Genomic DNA, 24,308 nt, shown 5'->3' with positions numbered 1-24,308 from the left:
CAGCCTGAATACCGGATATCCCTTAAGGGAGCCTTGCCAGGTCCGGGATGTCGGGGTAACGAATTGGACCGAATTCATAAGGCCATAATGATGGCCTGTACTTTTCACAGATAGGGGTGGACCCGATGAATCAGATTAAAGCCGCAGGCCTGAGCCTGAAAGATCCCAGCCTGTTGCGCCAGCAAGGCTATATCAATGGCGAATGGCTGGATGCCGACAGCGGTGAGACAATCGATGTCACCAATCCTGCGACCGGTGAAGTCGTTGCCACCGTGCCGAAAATGGGTGCGGCGGAAACCCGTCGTGCGATCGAAGCCGCCAATGAAGCCTGGCCCGCCTGGCGCGAGAAACTGGCGAAAGAGCGTGCTGCGATCCTGCGCCGCTGGTACGAGCTGATGCATGAAAATGCCGATGACCTGGCATTGATCATGACCAGCGAGCAGGGCAAGCCGCTGGCGGAAGCCAAAGGTGAAGTGGCCTATGGCGCATCCTTCCTGGAATGGTTCGCCGAAGAAGCCAAACGCATGTATGGCGATGTCATCCCCCAGCATCAGGCGGATAAGCGCATCGTCACCATCAAACAGCCGATTGGTGTCACCGCCTTTATCACCCCCTGGAACTTCCCCATTGCGATGATCACCCGCAAGGCTGGCCCTGCGCTGGCTGCTGGCTGTACGGCGGTTGCAAAGCCTGCCTCTCAAACGCCTTTGTCAGCCCTGGCACTGGCGGTTCTGGCGGAACGCGCTGGTGTGCCCAAGGGCGTGCTGTCGGTTGTGACCGGATCGGCAAGCCAGATCGGGGGGGAAATGACCGCTAACCCGATCGTGCGCAAATTGTCCTTCACCGGCTCGACGGAAATCGGTCGTGTCCTGATCAAGGATTGCGCCGATACGGTCAAGAAGGTCTCCATGGAATTGGGCGGCAACGCGCCCTTCATCGTGTTTGACGATGCCGATATCGATGCCGCCGTTGAAGGCGCGATTGTGTGTAAGTTCCGCAATGCGGGCCAGACTTGCGTCTGTGCGAACCGGATTTACGTGCAGGATGGCGTCTATGACGAATTCTCCAAGAAACTGGCAGCCAAGGTCGCCGAAATGAAAATCGGCAATGGTGTCGATGATGGCGTCATCATCGGTCCGCTGATCGATATGAAGGCCGTGGAGAAAGTGGAAGAACACCTGAAAGATGCGACCGGTAAGGGGGCGTCGATCCTGACCGGCGGTCATCGCCACAGCCTGGGTGGTTCCTTCTATGAACCGACAGTTCTTGCGGATGTGACTCAGGACATGATGGTGTCCAAGGACGAAACCTTTGGTCCGTTGGCCCCGCTGTTCCGGTTCAAGGAAGAATCAGAAGTCATCGCCATGGCCAATGACACGGAATTCGGCCTGGCCTCCTATTTCTATGCCCGGGATATCGGCCGTGTCTGGCGTGTTTCAGAAGCACTGGAATACGGCATGGTCGCCCTGAACACCGGCATCCTGTCCACGGAAGTGGCCCCGTTCGGTGGTGTGAAACAGTCCGGTCTGGGGCGCGAGGGATCGAAATACGGTCTCGATGAATTCTGCGAGATCAAATACATTCTGATGGGCGGAGTCTGATCCCCCCATAGCTTGAGCATTCGCCCCCCGCTCTCCTTACAAGAGCGGGGGGTATTTTTTAGATACACCGTCCGCCGTCGACTTCCATGCAAACGCCGGTAACAAGGGCCGCGTCATCAGAACACAGATAAACCGCTGCGCCCGCGATATCCTGTGCGGTGGACAGGCGGCCCATCGGAATGCTGGCCTTGAAGGCAGCGCGTTTCTCTGGCGTGTCCTGACCCATGAAGCGTTTCAGCAGCGGGGTTTCCCCGGCGACGGGATTGATTGCGTTCACGCGGATCTGTTCCGCAGCCAATTCGATTGCCATGGAACGAGTGATGCCGATGGCGGCAGATTTTGAACTGTTGTACCAGACCAGACCAGGGCGCGGCCGAATGCCAGCCGTAGAGGCGATATTCAGAAACTGCCCACCCCCTTGCTTGCGAAACACAGGCACCGCCGCCTGGGCGGAAAGATACAGGGATTTCACATTCACCGCATAGACGCGGTCAAATTCTGCTTCGTCAACGTCCAGCATCGGCTGATTCAGGTGGGTATAGCCCGCATTGTTTACGACGATGTCTAGTCGCCCGAATTGTGCGATCGTGCCATCGACCAGGGATTTCCAGTCTACAGCGGATGTGACGTCGGCCCTTAAAAAATGGGCGGCATCGCCGATATCCTCCGCGATGGTCCGGCCAGCATCCTCGGTAATATCGGCAACGATGACTTTGGCCCCTTCAGCTGCAAACCGGCGGGCGATGCCCTCCCCAAAGCCAGATGCGGCCCCGGTAACGATGGCGACCTTGTTGTTCAGGCGCATTTCTTTCTCCCTTAAAGACGATTATTTGCATTTTGCAATTCTAACTAACCACGTCTACTATCGCAGAGCTATGGGAGTGGCGACAAGCATGTCTGGACACGAAATGATCTAAGAATCGGGTCTTGGGTGTCGATGCGTGTTCGGTGGGGAGTAGATTACAATGCTTTCGGGACGGCAGGTTCTGCTGATTGAAGATAATGATCGACTGGCGGAACTTTATGAGGCGCATCTTTCGGACGAAAGCGCCGTTGTTCATCGGACGTCTAACGGAACAAAGGGATTGGCGCTGGCCAATCAGTTGCAACCCTCTGTTATCCTGCTGGATATTCAATTGCCCGATATCGATGGGTTCGAGGTTCTGCGTCGTTTGAAACGTGCCGGGAATTTAAGTCCGATTGTGGTCATAACTTCTCATGGATCTGTAAATTGGGCCGTCGAAGCAATGCGGTTGGGGGCTTATGATTTCCTGGTGAAGCCCTTTGACAGCCAACGGCTTCTGGTCACTGTGAAGAATGCGATTGAGCATCATGAACTGGCGGAGATCGTGCAGTCCGTGACACGCCCAATCACCGATGGGTTTCACGAATTTGTTGGCAATTCCAGCCCGATGCAGACGGTGTATCGAACCATCGTGGCCGCCGCCGCCTCAAAGGCGAGTGTATTTGTCACGGGTGAATCCGGAACAGGCAAAGAGTTGTGCGCTCATGCCATCCATGCAGAGAGCCCCAGACGGAAAGAACCTTTCATTCCGCTGAATTGCGGGGCCATTCCGCGCGAATTGATGGAGGCAGAGATATTCGGTCATCGCAAAGGCGCGTTCACCGGGGCGATTACGGATCGGGCCGGGGCGGCAGATCTGGCCGATGGCGGGACCCTGTTCCTGGATGAGATCGGTGAGATGGATATGGACCTGCAGACCAAATTGCTGCGCTTCATTCAAACCGGGACCTATACGCGCATCGGGGAAAGCGCAGAACGTCAAGGCAATGTGCGGTTTGTTTGTGCCACTAATCGAGAGCCACTGGAGGCAATTCGACAGGGACATTTGCGCGAGGATCTGTTCTATCGATTGAATGTCATCCCCATCCGCATGCCGCCTTTGCGGGATCGTGTTGAAGACATTGAGCCAATAAGCCTGCGTTTTCTGAATCATTTTTCCGAGGAGGAAGGGAAACGCTTCACATGTTTTGATCCAGCGGCTTTGCGCAAGATGCAGGATTACCAATGGCCCGGAAATGTTCGAGAGTTACAGAATATCGTGCGTAATGTGGTCGTTCTGAATGATGGGGATGTGGTCACCGGGCCGATGATTGCAGCTGCCTTGAATACGGGTTTGGCCCAATCAATGCCCGTTGCGTATGAAACTGCCAAGACCACCGTTGTTCAGGACAACGATGCCCCGAATGCGCGTCGCGATGGTACCATTCGTCCCTTGTATCAGGTGGAACGAGACGCCATTGAAGCAGCGATAGATCAGTGCGATGGCAATATCCCGCAGGCCGCTGTGGCGCTGGGGGTCGCCCCTTCGACGCTGTATCGCAAGATTCAGTCCTGGAAAGATGTGTCCTAAAAGCATCATGCGCTCGCATGAGCTTAGACAAAACAAGCATCATGCGCTCGCATGAGCTTTACATCTGCTTGCGAAAGCGCATGGCGAAGAATCCATCCATGCCGCCTTTGTCATCCCACAGACCGGGATGACTGCGCATCCAGCCGTCTTGTGTGACGGCTTCTGGAATTTCTGGCACTTCTTCAGGGCGAATAGGATCTGCAATCAAGCCGGGAACGCTTAATGCGTGCCGGTACAGGGCCGGTCCTTCTGCCTGTTGCAGCGAACAGGTCGCGACCACCAGGCAGCCTCCGGGGGCTAGCATCTCTGCGGCCGCTGTGATCAAACGCTTTTGCAGGGCGGCCAATTTGGCGATGTCGGCGGGGCCCCTGCGTTGCGCAATTTCCGGATGGCGGCGCAGGGTTCCTGTGGCGCTGCAGGGGGCATCCAACAAAATTGCGGCAACCGGTTCGGGCGGGCGGTATTGAACCGCATCCGCCGTCACGATTTCTGCCGTCATGCCCAATCGGGTCAGGTTTTCCGACAGCCGGTTCAAACGCGGCTTGGATCTGTCCACCGCTGTAACCGTGGCACCCGCTGCAATCAACTGTGCGGTCTTTCCCCCAGGGGCGGCGCACAGGTCCAGGACATGCAGGCCAGCGACATCGCCCAACAGGCGTGCGGGCAGGGTTGCGGCGACGTCCTGTACCCACCAGGCCCCCTCAGCAAAGCCTGGCAATTGGGTGACATCGGTGCTGTCCGGCAGGCGCAGGCTGCTCTCTGTCAGCTTTTGCGCGCCCAGAACATCAACCCAATGGTCTATATCGGTTTTGACGGTTAGGTCTGTTGCGGGCTCGATCCAATGGCCACGGGCAATCGCGCGGGTGGTTTCTTCACCATATTGCGCGATCCAATCCTGCCACAGCCAGCCTGGCGTGTTCAGGCGTTCTGCATCCTGAACCGCCAGCAGGTCGGCCCCGTCACGGGTGGCCCGGCGCAGCACGGCATTAATCAGGCCCGCCATGGAATCCAGCCGTTCCTGCTTTGCCAGGGTCACAGCAGCGTCCACCGCAGCATGGGCGGGCGTCTTTAGAAACAGCAGGTGGGCGATGCCGATGCGCAGGATATTCAGCGCTCGTTGCGCGCGTCCCACCGGGGGGCGTTCCATGTAACCGCCAATCAGGGAATCGATCTGGCCCAGATGCCGCAGAACGGTCAGCACGGTCAGGCGGGCAAAACCGCGATCACGGGGTTCAAGGTCGCGCATGGACACGGATTCGGCGATGGCTTCTTCCAGGGTTCGGTCGCGCTCCAACACGGCTTCTAACAGTGCCATGCTGGCGCGGCGGGCGGGCAGGCCGTCGCTCATTCTTCATCCTCTATGGCTTGCATGTCGTCATCGCTGAGACCGAAATGATGTCCGATCTCATGCACCAGCACGTGGCGCACCAGATTGTTCAGGTCTTCGCCTGTTTTCTGGCAAAAGTCCAGCATTGGCAATCGATAGAGGAAAATCATATCGATGTCTGGGTGAGGGTCCATCACCGATTTGGACGCCATATCCACCCCGTGATACAATCCCAGCAGATCATAGGGCGAGGCAAGGTCTAGGGCCTCAAGGGTTTCGGCATCGGGCAGATCTTGCACCCGGAAGACAATATCCCCCAGATATTGGCGGAATTCTTCTGGAAGCTCATTCAGATGGCGTTGGGCGATCTCTTCAATTGCATCCAGGCTGATCATATGTTTGGTCATGGTCATGATATACGGATGCGGCACCGATAGCGCGAGAGGGAGAGAGCATTTATGATAAAAAAACTGAGTCTTGAAGAACGCGAAGCGCTTCTGTCGGAGTTGACGGATTGGACGTTAGCGAATGATCGGGACGCGATCACCCGGTCATTCAAATTCAGGTCCTTCAATCAGGCATTTGGCTTTATGACCCGTGTTGCGTTGCAGGCGGAGAAGCTGGATCACCATCCGGAATGGTTCAATGTCTACAACCGGGTGGATGTCACCCTGACCACCCATGACTGCGACGGCCTGTCGGAGCGCGATTCAAAGCTGGCACGCTTCATGGACAAGGCCGCCGCGTCGATGGGGTGATGGCAATCACCAAGTACACTCACCCAGAGGAGCAAAGCGTCTCGAAGGGTGAGCCCTCTGGAAGCACCAAACGTGCCGCGCATCCTTCGAGACGGCGCGGTGCGCCTCCTCAGGATGAGTGGGCGCAGAGGTATCGTCTTTAGGCACAATATTACGCTAATTCCCCAGAATGCCAGGCAGGCGCAGGCCGTTTTCTTTGGCGCAATCAATGGCGATGTCATAGCCGGCATCGGCATGGCGCATAACCCCAGTCGCAGGATCGTTCCACAAGACACGGTCAATGCGCCGGGCAGCGTCTTCACTGCCATCACAGCAGATGACCATGCCGGAATGCTGACTGAACCCCATGCCAACACCGCCGCCATGATGTAGGGACACCCAGGTCGCGCCGGACGCACAGTTCAGCAGCGCATTCAGCAAGGGCCAGTCGGAAACGGCGTCTGAGCCATCCTTCATGGATTCAGTTTCCCGGTTGGGGCTGGCGACAGATCCACTGTCCAGATGATCGCGACCGATCACAACCGGTGCCTTCAACTCGCCAGAAGCAACCATTTCATTGAAGGCAAGACCCAGACGGTGACGCTGACCCAGGCCGACCCAGCAAATGCGGGCGGGCAGGCCCTGGAAGGAAATACGCTCGCGCGCCATATCCAGCCATTGATGCAGATGGGCATCGTCGGGGATCAGTTCCTTAACCTTCTGATCAGTCTTATAAATGTCTTCTGGATCGCCAGACAGCGCGACCCAGCGGAAGGGACCAACCCCGCGACAGAACAATGGGCGGATATAGGCAGGCACAAAGCCCGGGAAGTCGAAGGCGTTCTTCAGGCCCTCATCCTTTGCGACCTGACGGATATTGTTGCCGTAATCCAACGTTGGCACGCCAGCGGCATGGAATTTCAGCATCGCTTCGACATGGACGCGCATGGATGCGCGGGCGGCCTTTTCCACGGCGGCAGGATCGCTTTCGCGCTTTTCCTTCCATTGCGCCATCGTCCAGCCCTGCGGCAGATAGCCGTTGATGGGATCATGGGCGGAGGTCTGGTCTGTGACAATGTCTGGACGGATGCCCCGGTTTGCCAGTTCCGTGAAGACATCAGCCGCATTGCCCAACAGGCCAACCGATTTTGCCTCCCCAGCCTTGGTCCAGCGGTCGATCATCTCCAGGGCTTCATCGATCGTATCGGCGCGTTCATCGACATAGCGGGTGCGCAGGCGGAAATCGATGGAGTCTGGATTGCATTCTACGGCGAGGCAGCAAGCACCGGCCATCACGGCGGCCAGGGGCTGTGCGCCACCCATACCACCCAAGCCGCCGGTCAGAACCCATTTTCCGGTCAGGTTGCCGTCATAATGCTGACGGCCTGCCTCTGCAAAGGTTTCATAGGTGCCCTGAACAATGCCCTGTGTCCCGATATAAATCCAGGACCCGGCGGTCATCTGCCCGTACATCATCAGGCCGACCTTATCGAGTTTGTTGAAATGCTCCCAGGTGGCCCAATGGGGAACCAGATTGGAATTGGCGATCAACACGCGCGGCGCATCCTTATGGGTGCGGAAGACACCGACCGGCTTGCCCGACTGAACCAGCAGGGTTTCTTCTTCACCTAATGTTTTCAGGGTTGCGGTGATGGAATCAAAATCTGCCCAGGTGCGCGCCGCCCGGCCAATGCCGCCATAGACCACCAATTCATTGGGGTTTTCTGCAACATCCGGGTCCAGATTGTTCATCAGCATGCGATAGGGGGCTTCGGTCATCCAGGACTTACAGGATAACTCCGATCCATGGGGGGCGCGGATGGTGCGGATGTTGTGGCGGGGATTTGATTTCACATCAGACATGGTCGGTCCTCTTAAGAAAGCGTTTCGGTCAGCAGCGGAAAGATATCACGACCGGCGGCACGGACAGGCGCACCGGACCGCACAAGTTCGGCTGCCTTTATTAAGTCTGGCGACATGTATCGGTCCTCGCCCAATGTCGGCACAACGGCGCGGATGCTCTCCATGACGGCTGTCAGGCGAGGGCTGGTCGTCAAAGGCGCGCGAAACTCAACGCCCTGTGCTGCCATCAGCAATTCGATGCCAACGATCTGTTCTAGATTGCGGTTCATATCGATCAACCGGCGTGCCCCATGACAGGCCATGGAAACATGGTCTTCCTGATTGGCGCTGGTCGGCGTTGAATCGGTGGAGGTCGGGTTGGCCCGTTGTTTGTTTTCGGAATAAAGTGCCGCTGCGGTGACTTCCGCAATCATAAAGCCGGAATTGACGCCAGGGTCTGGGGTCAGGAAGGGTGGCAGGCCAAAGTTCAGGGCCGGGTCAACCAGCATGGCAATCCGTCTTTCGGTGATGGAGCCAACTTCCGCAATGACCAGGGCCAATTGATCCGCCGCAAAAGCGACGGGTTCCGCGTGGAAGTTCCCCCCGGAAATAATACCCGCCCCATCGCTGAGGATCAGCGGGTTGTCGGTCACCGCATTGGCTTCAATCGTCAATGTACGCGTACAGGTCCGCAGCAAGTCCAGGCACGCGCCCATAACTTGCGGTTGGCAGCGAATGCAATACGGATCCTGGACCCGTTCATCATCGATCACATGGCTGTCGCGGATGGCGCTGCCATCCATCAACTGTCGCAGGGTATGGGCGGAATCAATCTGCCCATGATGGCCGCGCAGGCTATGAATTTCTGGATGAAACGGCGCGCTGGACCCCATAGCGGCATCGGTGGACAAGGCTCCAGAGGCCAGCGCTGCACGGAAGGAGCGATGCGCGTCGAAAAGACCAGCCAGCGCCAATGCGGTTGAAACCTGTGTCCCGTTGATCAGCGCCAAGCCTTCCTTCGGTCCCAGCTCTGTGGCAGTCAGGCCAGCCTTTTGCAGGGCTGCCCCGCCCGGCATGCGGTCCCCTTGATAGATCGCTTCGCCTTCACCAATCATCACGGCACTCATATGCGCCAGAGGAGCCAGATCGCCGCTGGCCCCGACAGAGCCTTGGCCTGGGATAACGGGAGTGACCCCTGTGCGCAGCATATCCTGCAGCAGGGTGATGATTTCCCAACGCACGCCAGACGCTCCGCGCCCCAGAGAGATCAGCTTCAGGGACATGATCAGGCGCACGATTGGCTCTGCCAGGGGTTCCCCCACGCCACTGGCATGGGACAGGATCAGGTTGCGCTGCAGGCGCTTTGTATCGGCGGGTGCAATGCGCTTTTGGGCCAGTTTTCCAAAGCCCGTATTGACGCCATAGACCGGGTCCTTGCCATTGGCTGCGGCCATGACAATGTCTGACGCCGCCTGAACTTTGGCCTGACAGGACGGGTCGAGTTCTACCGAAATGCCGTCACGATAGATTTTACGCAGTGTGCCAATCCCGACCTTTCCGGGCATCAGGGTCAGCGGGCTTGCAGATTGGGTCATGCGTCAGCTCCATAAAAACGACGGATTAAAGGATTGTATCCTTGGCGGTAGGCCAATTCGCCGGGGCTTTCGACGTCCCACAGGGCGATATCCGCCCGCTTGCCAGCCTCCAGCGTGCCGCGATCCTCCAGCTTGCCCAACGCCAAGGCACCATTGCGGGTCAGGCCAACCAGGGCTTCTTCGGGCGTCATGCGGAACAGCGTGCAGGCCATGTTCATCGCCAACAGGGGGGAGAATAAAGGGGAAGAGCCAGGATTACAGTCGGTTGCAATCGCTATAGGAACCCCTGCTTCGCGTAATTCATCCAGCGGCGGCAACTTGGTTTCGCGCAGGGTATAGAAGGCTCCCGGCAGGATCACCGCAGCGGTGCCAGCGGCCGCCATGGCCGATACGCCCGCCTGATCCAGATATTCCAGATGGTCTGCGGACAGGGCCTTGAACCCGGCGGCCAGGGCAGCGCCGCCCAGATTGGACAATTGTTCGGCGTGTAGTTTTACCGGAATGCCCAGCGCCGTCGCCGTTTCGAAGACGCGGCTGACCTGGACCGCATCAAAGGCGATATTCTCACAGAAGGCATCGACCGCATCGACCAGCCCCTCCGCATGGGCGGCGGGCAGGATTTCGGTGCAGATCCAATCGATATAGCCATCCGCATTGCCCTTGTATTCCGGTGGAATGGCATGGGCAGCCAGGAAGGTGGTCACGACATCAATCGCACATTCCAGACCCAGACGGCGAGCAACCCGCAGCATCTTCAACTCGGTTTCCAGGTCCAAACCATAGCCGGATTTGATCTCAATCGTGCCGGTACCTTCATCAATGAAGGAATGAATACGCGGCAGGGCGGCTTCGAATAAGGCCTCTTCGCTGGCGGCACGGGTCGCGGTGACGGTGGATAGGATGCCACCGCCCGCCTTTGCGATTTCGGCATAGCTTGCCCCATTCAGGCGCAGTTCGAATTCTTTTGCCCGGTTGCCACCATAGACCAGATGGGTATGGCAATCGATCAAAGCGGGGGTGGCGACCGCACCGCCGCAGTCTTCGTGCTCCCAGCCTTTAAAGTCGTCCGGCAGCAGGCCTTTTGGTCCCGCATATAGGATCTGCCCGCCCTCCAAGACGATGGCCCCATCCTCCACCAAGCCATAGGACACATTGCCTGAGACCATTGTGGCAAGGGTCAGGTTGGTCAGCACTAGGGCGGTGTCGCGGGTCATCGGCGCGGGCTCCTTAAAAGGCGGTATGGACTTGCATTGCGTGCTGAAAATTATGTATATGGTTATAAGGCTATTTGTCCAGACATAATTGGAGAGAATTTGATGACTGCGCTGTTTGCTGATTGGGCGCTGTTGCCACAGGGGTGGTGCGCCAATGTGCGGGTTGAGATTGATGCTGTCGGTCGCATAGCCTCTGTTTCAACCGACAGCCATGCGCAAACCGGTGATACGCGCCTTGCCAACCGGCTGTTGATCCCGGCACTCAGCAATCTGCATTCCCATGCCTTTCAACGCGCCATGGCCGGACATGCGGAAAAGAAAGCCAGCGGGGAGGATTCCTTCTGGACCTGGCGGGAGGCGATGTATGGCTTTCTGGGACAGTTAACGCCTGAGGATGTGGAGGCGATTGCGGCCTTCGCCTATATGGAAATGCTGGAGGCTGGATTCTCCGCAATCGGAGAGTTTCACTATTTGCATCACCGTCCTGATGGCGGTTCCTATGATGACCCGGCGGAGATGGCCCAGCGCATTATCGCCGCCGCGCAGACCAGTGGGATCGGCATGACGTTGCTGCCTGTCCTTTATGCTCAGGGGGGCGTGGATGGCCGCGCCTTGAATGACCGCCAGCGGCGTTTTGGCTGTGACATGGACCGTTATGCCACGCTGCACGGGGCCATTAAGCATTCAGCGGCGGATTCTGTCCTGGGTGTTGCCGCCCATAGCCTGCGGGCTGTGCCACCGGCGATGCTGACCCCCCTTGCATCGGATTTTGGCGGGGGACCTGTCCATATCCATATTGCAGAACAAGTCGCCGAAGTCGCAGATGTCCAGGCCGCTTATGGCGCGCGGCCGGTTGCCTGGCTGTTGGACAATGCTGATGTTGATCCCCGTTGGTGCCTGGTCCATGCCACCCATATGCAGCCGGAAGAGACCATCGCCCTTGCCAAGACTCGCGCGGTGGCAGGTCTGTGTCCGATCACCGAAGGCAATCTGGGGGATGGCATCTTCGATGGGTGGCGATTCCTGGAAGCAGGCGGGCGCTATGGCATTGGCAGTGACTCCAATGTTCGGATTGATCTGACGGAGGAATTGCGGGTGCTGGAATACAGCCAACGGTTCCAGGATCGCCATCGAACCGTGATGCGCCGGGACCCCGGTTCTGTCGGTCAAGCCCTGTATCAGGCCGCCGCCCAGGGTGGGGCACAGGCGCTGGGGCGGCAGGCCGGGCGCATTGAACCTGGTGCCTGGGCGGACCTGACCGCGCTGGAGGCGGATGAGATTTTGCCCTTCGTGCCGGGCCATCAGGAATGGTTGGATCACTATGTCTTTGTCGCAGGTGATCGTGCGGTCAGGACGGTCTGGTCTGCGGGTCGGATGATGGTGCAGGACGGGCGGCATATTCACCGCGCGAAAATCGCCCATGCGTTTAAGCAAACCGTTGCCCATTTGATGGAAGGGGGGAGCTGATGCCAGACCCAGCCCCCTATCAGCGGATCAAGGATACGCTGCTGGAACGCGTCCATTCCGGCCTCTGGCAGCCTGGGGATTCAATTCCTGGGGAGCAGCAATTGGCTGTGGATTTCAATTGTGCCCGCTCCACGGTGCACCGTGCATTGCGGGAACTGGCGGAAGAGGGGGTGCTGGAGCGGAAACGCAAGACAGGGACCCGCGTCGCCTATCCGACCGGGCGCAGTCTGGCGCTGGATATTTCTCTCGTCGAAGATGAGATCAAGGCGACCGGGGCCAGCTATCAATATCAGCTGTTGGAGCGGAAGTTGGCTCCTTTGCCCCCGACAGTCGCAGCGCATTTGAACCGCGCACCGGGTGAGGAGGCTTTACATCTGTTGTGCCTGCACTATGCGGATCGTCACCCCTATCAGCTGGAAGATCGCTGGATTGATCCCCAGACCGTCCCAGAGGCACGGGAGGAAGGCTTCGATAAGATCGGGCCCAATCCGTGGTTGTTGAGGAACGTTCCCTGGACCGAGGCGGAACATGTGATTTCCGCCGATCTTGCAACCGGAACTGTCGCATCGGCGCTGGGCCTTAAAGAGGGAGAACCCGTTCTGATCGTCGAGCGCCGCACCTGGAACGCCAAGGGCCCGGTCACAACGGTCCGTTTCCACCATCCAGGCCGCACCCACCGCCTGCGCAGCGCGTTTGCGCCCCGTTAGATGATGACCCGCGCTGAAACAACCATAGTCCTTCTTAATGGCCCAGGGAGCGTTGGTAAGAGTTCCATCGCGCGTGCCCTTCAGGCCATCGCTCGGCGTCCCATGTTACATGTCGCGATGGATTCTTTTCTGGATATGATCCCGGAACGCTATTTAGGGCATCCAGAAGGCTTGGTTTTTAAATCGGTATTGAAGGATGGTTACCCTGCTACGGAGATAACGTCTGGGCCGGTTGTTGCCCGTACATTGCATGGAATGCGCGGGGCCGTTGCCGCGCTGGCCTACGCTGGCAATGATTTGGTCGTGGATGACGTTCTGTTGGGCAATGAGATTTCTGAATACAATGAGATTCTCGCCCCTTATCGTTTCCTAAAAGTCGGAATAACAGCGCCGGTAGAGGTTCTAGAACAACGGGAGCGCGATCGTGGTGATCGAGAAAGTGGCCTCGCACGAACGCAAGTTGATATCGTCCATAGGGGCATTGAATACGATCTTATGATTGATAGTGAGCAAACTGGCCTTGAAGACTGCGCTCGCCTTATCTGCGAGAAATTCGATCTTTGATTTATGCCTGTGATCGATGCAGTGCTGACGGTCCAACCTCTTCGAAACGCGCCTTTCGCTTAAAACCTCTTGGATCAGTCGCGCTTTCCTGCGTCGTTAGCTGATAGAAAACATTCGTATTCATATATCATAATAATTGTGGTATTTTAATCTAAGTTGTATTCTTAAAAATAAAAAACCTTAAATAAATTTCGCATTGGGAGGGCGTCATGATTCAATATTTTGCAACCAATCGGCACATGGAGAAACTGGGCCAAGCTGTTGAAAACAGAGATCGCACGCTACGACATAAAATGTCTGAGGGCGGGTACTACTTTGTTGATATGGATATCTACATGGCATTCTACATGGGAACGACGGATTCTTCAGAAATGCCGAGAGGCGCAGCGATTGAGGATTCATCTCACGTTGTTTTCGATAAGTTCCTGGAAGATCCCAGAATTGGTACGATTGTGGTTTGTGTTCACGGCTTCAATGTCGAGCTCTTTGAGGCGTTTACCTGGTTTCGTATCCTAACGGATACAATGAAACACAAGCCCGGCCTATCCAAAAAAATCATAACATCAAAAGCTGATTTGGACTGCTTAGGTGATGCCGAAGCGGGCAGTTTGACGGCTTTTATTGGATTTTCCTGGCCCTCGGATGGAAGCGCCCTTAAATATCCGTCCGATCAAAAGGAAGCTATTGGATCAACGGCGGCCTTTGGCGGATTGCTGGCTCGCATTCGAAAAACAGGCAAAAGGCTGAACCTCATATGTCACTCTATGGGGAACTATGTCGCCTGCCACACATTCAAAGATTTAATCAATAAGGTCGTTATTCCCCCGGATGTTGTCGGGGATAAAACGCTTGTCCCATTGTTGGAACGAAAAGAACTTGCCCCTGGTGGCGGTGTGGAAGATGTTGTGGGCAAGGATTGGTTTGTCGATACATTTGTAATGATCGCACCTGACGTGGAACGACGTCATGTGACGAAGTGCAAGGATCCCGATCAGCATCATGAAACGCTCTATGTGGGGCCTTTTTATTCAGGGCTGCAGCATCTTGTCCGCCGTAAAGTTAATGTTTATTCGCGGTTTGATGGGGCCTTATCAATTTCTAATATTGAGAAAATGCCCAGAGAGGCTGCTCTGTCCGTTGCCGATACAATGAACACTGTCACTTTTGGCTTATTTAAGTTCCTGGAGAGAAACCCGGACTATCATTGGGAAAAGCGCCTGGGAGAGGCCCCCGCCCCGATGAATGCGGCGCCTGGTTTTTGTTCGCTTAATGCAACGGAGCTAGCCGGAAGAAAGATCGATCACAGCGATCATATCGATGCGCCTGAGATCGCATGGAAAATTGCTGAGGAATTGGGGATTCACTAACCATTTCGTGAACATCTCAGGCCAGACCTTGCCATTAGAGTGAATCGAACGACTTCCGTTCTGGGGAATATGTTTCGATGGAAATCAAGGAGAGGTCTAATGGTGTTAAGTGCTTTGAAACACACGGCTCTAGCCGGTGTCGTGCTTGTCCTCAGTGCCGCGACGGCTCAAGCAAGCACTGTGAAAATCACCCCACTGGGCAGTCATGATGGGGAATTTTGTGTCTTTGACCGGGCGATGATCTTTGAAGATCCGGATGGAACGCGCATTCTGTATGATGCCGGTCGTACTGTTGCCGGGCCGGATGATCCCCGCCTTGGGGCTATTGATGTGATCCTGGTCAGCCATATGCATGGCGATCATGTAGGGGATCGGCATATCCCCTCCGTGAATGCAGGGGAATGCGGCAAGCCCGATGTTTCTGTCGCCTCCGTTCCCAACAGCAACACAATCGATATTGCGCTGAAGACCGGGGCCTTGATTGTGACCGGCAGTGAAATGCCAAAGTTCTTTGGTAACAAGTTGAAAGCGCTGGGCGGTGATCCATCCAAATCCCAACTGGTACGTTTTGGCGGGTCGCGGACTGTGGGGGGTGTGTCTATAACCACTGTTCCGGCGGTTCATTCCAATGGTATTGCAGGTGCGTTTGTTCATGGCGCGTTGGGGGAGTTGCTGGAACAGGCTGGATTGACAGCCTATGCCGGTCCGCCGACAGGATATGTCCTGACCTTCAGCAACGGCCTGTCGGTCTATCTTTCAGGGGATACCGGGGTGACCGCGGAACAGAAGACTGTTGTCGCGGATCAGTACAAGGCGAAGCTGGTGGTTATGAATATCGGCGACACCTTCACGACAGGACCGACTGAAGCAGCCTATGTAATCAACGATTTGATCAAACCGGCCACCGTCATCCCCTCCCATGCCAATGAACCGGCAACGAAGGATGGGAATGTGATTGCAGGCTCCAAAACAGATATCTTCACTCAGGCCGTCAACGTTCCTGTGCATCTGCCACTCAGTGGCAAGACCATGGCGTTTGATGGCGGCGGCATGTGTACAGAAGGCTGCTAGTGTGGTGCGCGGTTATTTGGGATCGACCAGGACGCTGTTTGCGGCGCTCCGGGCCGCGTCGCCTTCCGCTTGCGATTCCCCGCATCTCTTCGCGAAACGCTCCTAACCGGAGCACCGCAAACAGCGCCTTTGGTCCCTTTACCGGCCCGTCGGACTGCGTCGAGAGCGCTTGACGATGAACCACATCGCCTGCACGCTCTCTTCTAGCCGACAGGCCGGTAAAGAGATCCTGGTGATTCCAAATAATCGCGCACCACACTAGCCCAATAGGATTGCTCCTGCCTTGGCATTTTAATGTGTTTCGGCAGGGGTGTTTCTTATCGATTGGGTGGGGCTATGGAGACAGTTGAGCAGTTACCAGAGACGCTGTGGATTGAGAATGAGCTGTATCGTCTGCATACGGCCCCACTTGCTGCATGGCTGCGCCAGAATGGACCCATCGCGTTTGAACAACGCAGTGACGCCTGTCTTCGGGGCTATGTCGGTCGATGGGAAATTCGGGAGGGTGCCCTGTGGTTGATTGATTTGCATGGATGGCGCGACGGCAAGCGCATCCGTCACACCGATCTGTTCAATACGACAGGGGATGTGCGTGCGGACTGGTATTCAGGGCAATTGGTCTTTGAACCGGCCCAAGATACACTAAAGGAGGGCACGATGGCCCTCCTCCAGCGGGTTTCAGTCCAGGACGGTATGCTGATGGCAAACCGTCCTGCACCGATTTAGTATAAACCCTTACGCGCTGACTTTAGCGGACTTCAGATAGTCCAGCATGGTGTCGACATCGCTGATTTCGAAGGGGTCGCCAGGCTTTTCCGGCTCAACGAACATCTTTTCGATCTTGCCATCGTTGACGACCATTGAATAACGCCAAGAGCGCTTGCCAAAGCCAAGATCTTCCTTGCCAACCAGTAGGCCCATGCCTTCAGAGAATTCACCATTCCCGTCCGGGATAACCTTCAGTTCGGAATCAACGCCCTGATCTTTTGCCCAGGCATTCATAACGAAGCTGTCATTGACCGACAGGCAGTAGATGTCATCAACGCCACAGCCTTTAACTTCGCCGGATTTGATCATGTAGCCCGGCAGGTGGGTTGAAGAACAGGTCGGCGTGAAGGCACCTGGCAGAGAGAATACAACAACGCGCTTGCCCGCGAAAAGATCATCGGTGCTGACATCTTTCCAATCGCTGTTCGCGCGGGTGCGGAAGGTAACGCTGGGCACTGTGTCGCCGACATTCTTCATGTTTGTGAACTGGGTCATTTAGAGACTCCTTTTTTGATTTCATGTCTGAGATACCTGATTGGTACCCCAAGGATATTCGGATTTGCATATAGGTGCATAAGGGACTTACACGGTTCCTTAGAACACCAATAATTTGCAGACAGAACGTATATAGGTGTTCTTTAGACTTATTCCAAGATGAAAATGGTGCGTCGCACAAGAATTTTTTGTGAAGCCGTCAGCGGGTCTTTTGGGGTATCGCGGAAGCCCGCCCGGGACCGCCTAGGCGGCCGGATTTATGTTACCTGTTATGTCTGACAGCGGGTGATCAGTTTTCTCAGCATCGCTTCACAGGCATGAATTTGCGCTTCTTCAATATACTCATTGGGTTGATGCGCTTGATCAATTGATCCGGGCCCGCAAACGACGACCGCCATTCCAGCGGCCTGAAATTGCCCCGCTTCTGTGCCATAGGGGACATAGGTCGTATCATTGTCGCCGGTGATTTGTCGCACCAGTTGTTCTGCCTCGCTGTCCCGGTCTTCCATCAGGCCTGCGACGACATTCTCTGTGGTGACGGCAACGCCAGCATTCGGATCAATAGCCTGCATTTCCGGCAAAATTTCTGCGGTAATCCAGCTTTCAAACTCCCGCTGGATATCTTCGGGGAAATCATCTGGAAGATTGCGAATATCGCATACAAATTCACAATGGCGGGATATGATGTTGGGCGCGGTGCCACCCTGGACCTGACCAACATGGATGGTTGTATAGGGCGGCACAAATTTACAATTCGGATCAGCAGCCGCTTTGAGCGCCTTTGCCATCTCATCCAGCTTTGCAATCAATCTGGCCCCGGTCATGACTGCTGAAACGCCGCGATGGGTCTGACTTGAATGGGCCTCTTTCCCTGTCACGACAACGCGGAAGAACCACATTCCCTTGTGGGCGGACACAACCTTCATATCGGTGGGTTCCCCCACGATCACGACGGATGGTTTTGGCAGGCTTTTGCCAATTTCATGAATCATATCGGGGGCGCCCAGGCAGCCCACTTCTTCGTCATAAGAGAGCGCAAAATGGATCGGGCGCACTAATGGTCTGGCCAGCATTTCGGGCAGTAGCGCTAATGCGGTGGCCGGAAAGGCCTTCATATCACAGGTGCCGCGCCCATAATATCGGCTGCCCTTTTTTATCATTTGAAACGGATCTGTATCCCAGGGTTGCCCAGCTACGGGAACCACATCGGTATGACCCGACAGGCAGACGCCGCCCGGCTGTTTAGGGCCAACCGTCGCCCAAAGGTTTGCCTTGGACTTGTCCTTGTTATGGACCAGGGTGCTATCAATCCCATGGTCCGCGAGATAGGTCTGCACAAAACGGATCAGATCCAGATTGGATTTTGCACTGGTCGTGTCGAACCCGATCAAGGTTTCAAGCATTTCAAGTGGCGTTGGCATAGTCTGGTATCCTTTGGTGTCAGCCACGCCAGAAACTGGGGGCAAGCAGAATAAGAACGGTGAAAATCTCCAACCGTCCTAACAGCATGCCGCCAGAGAGCAACCATTTTGCGGCATCTGGTAAAGACGCAAAGGTCCCAGCCGGGCCAATCACATCGCCTAGACCGGGTCCGACATTGGATATCGCCGTGGCAGCCCCGCTGGTCGCCGTGATGAAATCCAGTCCCAGTAATCCCAGGCTTAAAGCCAGAAGACCAAATATTGCCATGAACAAAAAGAAGAAGCTCATGACAGATTCTTCAACCGAATTTGGGATAGGCTTCTTGTTATAATAGGCAATGAAAACACCGTTAGGACTAAGCAGGCGTTTCATCTGAACCCGCGCTGTTGCGTATAGGACCTGGAACCGGAATATCTTGATACCGCAACTGGTCGATCCGGCGCAGCCGCCAATAAACATCAACAGAAAAAACAACGGCAGTGCAAAGGCCCCCCAGTTGCCAAAGTCCTGGGTTGCATAGCCTGTCCCTGTCATCACCGATGTCACATTGAAAGTGGCAAAGCGTATCGCATCAGACAGGGTCCAGTCCTGTTCTGCCACCAGATACAGAATCATAATCGCCGTAGCACTTAACAGAAAGCCAAAGAACCAACGAATCTGACTGTCGCGGTATAGAACCAAGGGCGCCCCCCGAATGGCCTGTAGATACAGCAGGAACGGCAGGGAGCCGAGAATCATGAAGACCGTAGCAATCCATTCCAGCTTGGCACTGCCGAAAAGCCCCATCGAACTGTCATAGGTCGAAAATCCGCCGGTCGCCACGGTGGTCATCGCATGGTTCAGGGCGTCAAACCCGCTCATCCCCGCCCACCAATACAGTCCGGCGCAAACCATAGTCAGGACCAGATAGATTATCAGGATCCATGCGCCGATCTGGGCCGCGCGCGGCAATGCCTTTTCCACCCGCTCTGCAAATTCCATACGGAATAACTGCATGCCACCGACCTGCAGCATCGGTAGAATCGAAACCGCCATCACAATAAACCCAATTCCCCCCAGCCATTGAAGCAAAGAGCGCCACAGCAGTATCCCGGGCGGGGCGAAATCCAGCCCGACGATTACCGTTGACCCTGTGGTTGTGATCCCGCTCATCGCTTCAAAGAAGGCATCGGTATAGGTCAGATTAAGATCTGAAAAGCTCAACGGCAGCGCTGCGAAAGCCGGCAGCAAGCACCAGGAGATGGTGGTCATGATGAAAGCCTGGCGGATGGTAAGTGCGATTGTTTTGACCCTGTTGGTCAGGGTCAGCATCGCACCAACGAAAAAGGTCAAACCGGATGCTGCGGCAAATACCTCCCAGTCCGGGTTGTCCACGATAATATCTACAGCCGCAGGCAGCACCATCGCCACGGACAAGGTCGTCAACAAGATGCCGTTCACAAAGAAAATAGGACGGAAATCTAGCAACAACCCCTCCACCGGATGCTTGTTAATATTGTTGCATCCTCAGTCTGCTTCACATTCGCCGACCATAGCTTCCTTTTCGTTAAGAAACCAGCGGATCGGGACGAATGCCCCTGAACCAGAAAACTATTGATGCTTTACCTTTAATTAAGAGTTGGTGCGGTACTTCTATAGGATGTTTTGCTTTCGGGCACCCGTCGGGAGGAGTTGAACCGGCATATGCTAAACTTGAATCGCCGAGTTTCTGGGGGTGGTACGACGCTCGCAGATGAAATCAAGCGGCTGAGTGGTTTGTTCAGTCAAAGCCATGACGCTGTGATCGCAATTGATGAGGCACAACATATTGTTTTTGCTAACCAAATGGCTGTCACCATGTTTGGTTGCCAGTTGGAAAGCGATCTGATTGACAAGCCTGTTAGAACAATTCTTCCGGGAAAAAATGCGTGGCTTTCTGGCGTCGAAAGGGGCAAAAGCAGTGATGTCACTGCGTCGGATGCTGGATATCCTCATTTAAGTCAGGTTGTAGCCTGCCGCGCTGATGGCACCCATTTTAATATTTACTTGCGTGTTGCCGAGCATCCGGTGAAGGGGTATCTGATTCATTATCTGTTTTTGCGGGACCTTAGCCTTCCAAATGACCTTAATCTGGCGGCTGATAATTCCATTTATTATGATCAATTGACCGGTCTGCCCAAACGTGAGGCGTTGGTTCACTGCCTGAACACCGTTTACGCCCAGTATGTGGATCAAGGACGCCGATTCCTGATGATTGAAATCGGAATCGACCAGATGCGCGCCATCAATTCCACATTTGGGATGGAAGATGGTAACAGCATTATTCGACTGGTTGGGGACCGATTGGCGAAACTTACGAGCCAATGGGAGTTTTTTGGGCGCGGTAGTGGTGATCGTTTTTCTGCGCTTGTTGAAATCCCCCCGCGTGAAACCGCCGCCTCTCAGGTGATCGAGGTGCAGAAGGTTATCTCCACCGCGTTTGAGGATCCGTTTGAATTTGGCAATGCGCGGGTGGCGATCAGTGGGACGGCAGGGGGATTAGAAATTCCTTTAATGGCCGATGAACCTGGCATGGCGATTCGGTATGCCGATATGGCGTATTATGAAGCCAAAAATTGGCATCGCGGCGAAGTCTATTTGTTGACTGAAGAGGTGGTTTCCCGCGTCCTGGAGACGTCCGCGATGGTGCATCAAATTCGTGAGGCGGTGCAACGTCATGAATTCTATCCTGTGTTTCAGCCAAAAATAAGTCTGCCGAATGAAACCTGTGTCGCGGCGGAGTGTTTGATTCGGTGGCGAAAGGCCGATGGGACGATGGTTCCGCCGGGACAATTCATCCCGGTTGCGGAAAGCGCGGATCTGATCGAAGGAATTGGTCGATTCATATTCCTGGAAGCCTGCGCTGCGGTACAGGAATGGAAGCGTGATCCCGTATTGTCTAAAGTTAAGCTGGCGGTGAACATTTCGCCCAAGCAATTGGAACGCGGTAATTTCGTTGATTTCGTAAAACGATCACTTGAGACATTCGATATTTCTCCATCCTCTCTGGAGTTTGAGATTACCGAGACCACATTGACGCGCAATCCCAAGGTCGCTTTCGCAGCCGTTGCGGCGCTTCAGAAAATGGGGATATCCATCGCCATAGATGACTTCGGCACAGGAAATTCCTCGCTGGGGATGCTGCGGGATGTCATGGCCACGCGGGCTAAGGTGGACCGTTCGTTCCTGACTGGAGTTCCTTATGACGATAAGTCCAATCGGTTGTTAAACAATATTATCAATTTGATGCGGGATATGAATTTGCAGGTTACCGTCGAAGGAATTGAGACCAGTGAAGTGGCGGAATATGTAAAATCACTGCCCTGTGCAGAGGCGCAGGGATACTATTATTCACGTCCGCTGGAGAAGCCAGCCTTTGAACAATTTGTCCAAGCCGCCGCAAAAACCAACTCTATTGGGATATCGGATCTCGAAATCTGACATTATGACAATAACTGGGATTGGTGGGATTTGGGTTTACTGGGCCGCACCACTCCCTATCAATGCCATAAAGTCAGCCTTCAAGGAACGATCCTCTTTAAAAGCTCCCAGCATGCGGCTGGTTATCATACCAACACCGGGTTTTTTTACACCGCGCGTCGTCATGCATTGATGCTGGGCGTTCACAACAACGGCGACGCCCCTGGGGTCCAGAGCCTGCTGTATCGCATCGGCGATCTGGGCCGTCATTTTCTCCTGAATCTGCAAGCGTTTCGCAAAGATTTCTACGGTACGCGCTAGTTTTGAAATGCCAACGACACGCAGTTTCGGCAAATAGGCGACATGCGCGGTTCCGATGATCGGGACCATGTGATGTTCGCAATGGCTTTCAAACGGGATATCGCGCAACAGCACCATTTCGTCATAGCCTTCGGTTTCTTCAAACGTCCGCGACAGCATGTCTGTTGGGTTTTCTGCATAGCCGGCAAAGAACTCTTCGTAGGAACGGACAACCCGATCCGGCGTGCCGAGCAGGCCTTCGCGATCCGGATCGTCGCCCGCCCATAAAAGCAAGGTGCGAACCGCAGCTTCCGCCTCTTCACGAGACGGGCGCGACTCGGGGTCACCCTTGCTGGTGCGTGTCCCATCAACCGATTGAATGGCATTCATCAGAGAATCCTTAATTTTTATTGCCCCAGCGATTTGGTGGGATCTGCCCCGGACTGTCTTGCTTCTCACGGCCTGTTAATCAGCCCGTGCACCATGCATCAGTACGTTCATTTAATTCAGATGGATCGCCTGATGGGGACTATCAAGTGAAAATGCCGGAATATTAATCTTAAACAGTCCACCATTTGCCGATTGCATCTCGTAATGTCCGGACATGATCCCCGACGGCGTGCTCAACGGCGCGCCACTGGTATATTCGTAACTATCGCCGGGAGAGATCAGGGGCTGTTCTCCAACAACGCCGGGTCCGCTGACTTCCTCTGTATGGCCGTTGGCATTTGTGATGCGCCAGTATCGATTGATCAGGCGCACCGGCTGGGCGCTTAAATTTACGATATGGACGGTATAGGCCCAGACGAAGTGACTATCCGATGGCGACGATTGATTGTCCAGATAGACGGGCTCAACGGCCACTTTGATGTTCTCTGTGATGGATTCGTAATGCATTCGTTTCACAAGGTTTTGAGGTGGTGGTGTCAAACCATGCCGGGGAAGACGCGCCCTGAAAACCCTAAAAGAGTTCCCTGCCGACAGGTTCGACGTGAGACAAAGAAAAAGGCCGGGGGGCAATACCTCCCGGCCTTTCTTTACGCTACAGTCTCTTCGGGCAGCCAGGCTACCCTTACAGCCCGTCAGTCAATCACTTGATGGTGATTTCCACACGACGGTTCTGAGGATTGCGAACGCCGTCACCGGTGGCTTCGAGAGGCTCGCTCTCACCACGGGCTTCAACGCCGATTACAGAAGCAGGAACACCCAGTTCGATCAGTTTGAACCGGACATTGTTCGCACGACGCAGCGAGAGAGCCTCGTTATACGTCGCGGACCCTGCGGTATCTGTGTGACCGATCAGCATGATCTGACCATCTTTGTAATCGCCGAACTTGGATCCGACCAGGTTCAGAACCTGTGCAGCGCCTTCGTTCACATTGTCCATATCAAAGCCGAAGAAGACAATGAAGTTTGCCGGTTCCATCATTGGTTCCGGTGCCGGAGCAGGGGCAGGTGCCGGTGCTGGCGCAGGAGCCATTTTGGTTTCCAGAACTTCCATCGCAGCGATGAATTCCTTCATGCATTCTGCAATGTCTTCGGGCTGATGGTTTTCTTCTTGCTGCTCAACCCAGCAATCAAATTTGGCCTGGGCGGTTGCGGCTTCCATCGGATAATTTTCACGTCCACCACTGTCGAGGCCTTTGATCAGACGCTCGCGTGCAGCGGCCAGAACCTTGATGCGATCAGCAGGTTCGTTCCAATTTGCGATTTCTTCGGGCAGAACCACTTCACCCGCAGCAGCCCGCAGGCCCTTGCGTGCGAAATGATCCGCGTCGACATAATCGCGCATATCGTACATTTCGAATTCTGAGAATGCTTGGTATTCTTTGGCCAAGGCCTTCGTGAAGGCGGTGCCTTGCGGTTCGGTTTTCTGAAGTTCTTCCAGATTACCATAAACCGAGCACCCGGCGAGAAGAGCGGCGCCACCAATTAGGCCGATCAAACGCTTTAACATCTTAAAATCCCCCTTTGCGGATTCTGACTAGCGTCTTTCCTTTCTCTCACCCCATTGGTGG

22 protein-coding genes are annotated in these 24,308 nt (G+C 55.1%); 10 read left to right on the top strand and 12 right to left on the bottom strand.

What is annotated here, in order from left to right; translation table 11 throughout:
- The first annotated feature begins 125 nt into the window (after positions 1-125).
- The gene (gene gabD / locus ACOSDR_RS10070) at positions 126-1,601 is read left to right on the top strand and encodes an NADP-dependent succinate-semialdehyde dehydrogenase (RefSeq protein ID WP_420731138.1); all 1,476 of its coding nucleotides are present in this window, start codon (positions 126-128) and stop codon (positions 1,599-1,601) included.
- Positions 1,602-1,659: 58 nt separating this feature from the next.
- On the opposite strand, the gene ACOSDR_RS10065 is transcribed toward gabD, so the two are convergent.
- Positions 1,660-2,406 carry an SDR family oxidoreductase gene (locus tag ACOSDR_RS10065; RefSeq protein ID WP_420722728.1) on the bottom strand — a complete coding sequence of 249 codons (747 nt, stop codon included), beginning with the start codon at positions 2,404-2,406 and terminating at the stop codon, positions 1,660-1,662.
- Between the two features lie 160 nt (positions 2,407-2,566).
- Between ACOSDR_RS10065 and ACOSDR_RS10060 the strand changes: the two genes are divergently transcribed.
- Positions 2,567-3,976 (top strand): sigma-54-dependent transcriptional regulator, encoded by a 1,410-nt coding sequence (locus ACOSDR_RS10060; RefSeq protein ID WP_420722729.1) that lies wholly within the window; start codon positions 2,567-2,569, stop codon positions 3,974-3,976.
- Positions 3,977-4,034: 58 nt separating this feature from the next.
- Here ACOSDR_RS10060 and ACOSDR_RS10055 read toward each other — a convergent pair whose 3' ends face one another.
- On the bottom strand, positions 4,035-5,324 hold the full coding sequence (locus ACOSDR_RS10055) for an RsmB/NOP family class I SAM-dependent RNA methyltransferase (protein ID WP_420731137.1): 1,290 nt from the start codon (positions 5,322-5,324) through the stop codon (positions 4,035-4,037).
- On the bottom strand, positions 5,321-5,716 hold the full coding sequence (locus ACOSDR_RS10050) for a metallopeptidase family protein (protein ID WP_420731136.1): 396 nt from the start codon (positions 5,714-5,716) through the stop codon (positions 5,321-5,323). Before ACOSDR_RS10050 ends, ACOSDR_RS10055 begins: the two co-directional genes overlap by 4 nt.
- A 45-nt stretch (positions 5,717-5,761) precedes the next feature.
- On the opposite strand from ACOSDR_RS10050, the gene ACOSDR_RS10045 reads away from it, so the two are divergent.
- Positions 5,762-6,061 (top strand): 4a-hydroxytetrahydrobiopterin dehydratase, encoded by a 300-nt coding sequence (locus ACOSDR_RS10045; RefSeq protein WP_420731135.1) that lies wholly within the window; start codon positions 5,762-5,764, stop codon positions 6,059-6,061.
- A 156-nt stretch (positions 6,062-6,217) separates the two neighbouring features.
- On the opposite strand, the gene hutU is transcribed toward ACOSDR_RS10045, so the two are convergent.
- The 3 genes from hutU to hutI are packed head-to-tail and all read right to left on the bottom strand — an operon-like array spanning position 6,218 to position 10,691.
- Positions 6,218-7,903: a urocanate hydratase gene (gene hutU / locus ACOSDR_RS10040; RefSeq protein ID WP_420731134.1), complete on the bottom strand. Its 1,686-nt coding sequence runs from the start codon at positions 7,901-7,903 to the stop codon at positions 6,218-6,220.
- Positions 7,904-7,914: 11 nt separating this feature from the next.
- Entirely contained in the window at positions 7,915-9,477 is a 1,563-nt protein-coding gene (hutH, locus tag ACOSDR_RS10035) for a histidine ammonia-lyase (protein ID WP_420731133.1), read from the bottom strand.
- Complete coding sequence (gene hutI, locus ACOSDR_RS10030) at positions 9,474-10,691, bottom strand: imidazolonepropionase (RefSeq protein ID WP_420731132.1); 1,218 nt, start codon at positions 10,689-10,691, stop codon at positions 9,474-9,476. The genes hutH and hutI overlap by 4 nt, the downstream gene beginning before the upstream one ends.
- A 102-nt stretch (positions 10,692-10,793) precedes the next feature.
- On the opposite strand from hutI, the gene ACOSDR_RS10025 reads away from it, so the two are divergent.
- From ACOSDR_RS10025 to ACOSDR_RS10000, 6 genes are all read left to right on the top strand, one after another.
- The gene (locus ACOSDR_RS10025; RefSeq protein WP_420731130.1) at positions 10,794-12,158 is read left to right on the top strand and encodes a formimidoylglutamate deiminase; all 1,365 of its coding nucleotides are present in this window, start codon (positions 10,794-10,796) and stop codon (positions 12,156-12,158) included.
- On the top strand, positions 12,158-12,865 hold the full coding sequence (locus tag ACOSDR_RS10020) for a UTRA domain-containing protein (RefSeq protein ID WP_420731129.1): 708 nt from the start codon (positions 12,158-12,160) through the stop codon (positions 12,863-12,865). The genes ACOSDR_RS10025 and ACOSDR_RS10020 overlap by 1 nt, the downstream gene beginning before the upstream one ends.
- Positions 12,866-13,429: a chloramphenicol phosphotransferase CPT family protein gene (locus ACOSDR_RS10015; protein WP_420731128.1), complete on the top strand. Its 564-nt coding sequence runs from the start codon at positions 12,866-12,868 to the stop codon at positions 13,427-13,429.
- A gap of 209 nt (positions 13,430-13,638) precedes the next feature.
- On the top strand, positions 13,639-14,796 hold the full coding sequence (locus ACOSDR_RS10010) for an alpha/beta hydrolase (protein ID WP_420731127.1): 1,158 nt from the start codon (positions 13,639-13,641) through the stop codon (positions 14,794-14,796).
- A gap of 99 nt (positions 14,797-14,895) precedes the next feature.
- The gene (locus ACOSDR_RS10005) at positions 14,896-15,867 is read left to right on the top strand and encodes an MBL fold metallo-hydrolase (RefSeq protein WP_420731126.1); all 972 of its coding nucleotides are present in this window, start codon (positions 14,896-14,898) and stop codon (positions 15,865-15,867) included.
- Positions 15,868-16,203: 336 nt separating this feature from the next.
- Positions 16,204-16,593, top strand: a complete 390-nt coding sequence (locus ACOSDR_RS10000; RefSeq protein ID WP_420722741.1) for a hypothetical protein — start codon at positions 16,204-16,206, stop codon at positions 16,591-16,593.
- A 9-nt stretch (positions 16,594-16,602) separates the two neighbouring features.
- On the opposite strand, the gene ACOSDR_RS09995 is transcribed toward ACOSDR_RS10000, so the two are convergent.
- The 3 genes from ACOSDR_RS09995 to ACOSDR_RS09985 all read right to left on the bottom strand — a co-directional run bounded on the left by ACOSDR_RS09995 (position 16,603) and on the right by ACOSDR_RS09985 (position 20,019).
- Positions 16,603-17,130 carry a peroxiredoxin gene (locus tag ACOSDR_RS09995; protein WP_420722742.1) on the bottom strand — a complete coding sequence of 176 codons (528 nt, stop codon included), beginning with the start codon at positions 17,128-17,130 and terminating at the stop codon, positions 16,603-16,605.
- Positions 17,131-17,399: 269 nt separating this feature from the next.
- Complete coding sequence (gene argE, locus ACOSDR_RS09990; protein ID WP_420722743.1) at positions 17,400-18,551, bottom strand: acetylornithine deacetylase; 1,152 nt, start codon at positions 18,549-18,551, stop codon at positions 17,400-17,402.
- Positions 18,552-18,570: 19 nt separating this feature from the next.
- Positions 18,571-20,019: a TrkH family potassium uptake protein gene (locus ACOSDR_RS09985; RefSeq protein WP_420722744.1), complete on the bottom strand. Its 1,449-nt coding sequence runs from the start codon at positions 20,017-20,019 to the stop codon at positions 18,571-18,573.
- 216 nt (positions 20,020-20,235) lie between these two features.
- Here ACOSDR_RS09985 and ACOSDR_RS09980 point away from each other — a divergent pair, with 216 nt between their 5' ends.
- Positions 20,236-22,011, top strand: coding sequence for an EAL domain-containing protein (locus ACOSDR_RS09980; protein ID WP_420722745.1), 1,776 nt, complete (start codon positions 20,236-20,238; stop codon positions 22,009-22,011).
- 36 nt (positions 22,012-22,047) lie between these two features.
- On the opposite strand, the gene folE is transcribed toward ACOSDR_RS09980, so the two are convergent.
- The 3 genes from folE to ACOSDR_RS09965 all read right to left on the bottom strand — a co-directional run bounded on the left by folE (position 22,048) and on the right by ACOSDR_RS09965 (position 24,247).
- Positions 22,048-22,680, bottom strand: a complete 633-nt coding sequence (folE, locus tag ACOSDR_RS09975; protein WP_420722746.1) for a GTP cyclohydrolase I FolE — start codon at positions 22,678-22,680, stop codon at positions 22,048-22,050.
- A gap of 111 nt (positions 22,681-22,791) precedes the next feature.
- A complete protein-coding gene (gene apaG, locus ACOSDR_RS09970) occupies positions 22,792-23,187 on the bottom strand; it encodes a Co2+/Mg2+ efflux protein ApaG (RefSeq protein ID WP_420722748.1) in 396 nt (131 codons plus the stop codon).
- 193 nt (positions 23,188-23,380) lie between these two features.
- Entirely contained in the window at positions 23,381-24,247 is an 867-nt protein-coding gene (locus ACOSDR_RS09965; RefSeq protein ID WP_420722749.1) for an OmpA family protein, read from the bottom strand.
- Positions 24,248-24,308: the final 61 nt, after the last annotated feature.

Origin of the sequence: Hwanghaeella sp. 1Z406, from assembly GCF_048892425.1 — a bacterium.
Taxonomy (GTDB): Bacteria; Pseudomonadota; Alphaproteobacteria; order UBA8366; family Aestuariispiraceae; genus Pacificispira.
The sequence above is the reverse complement of the archived record's forward strand: the minus strand, read 5'-3'. Positions and strand labels throughout refer to the sequence as shown.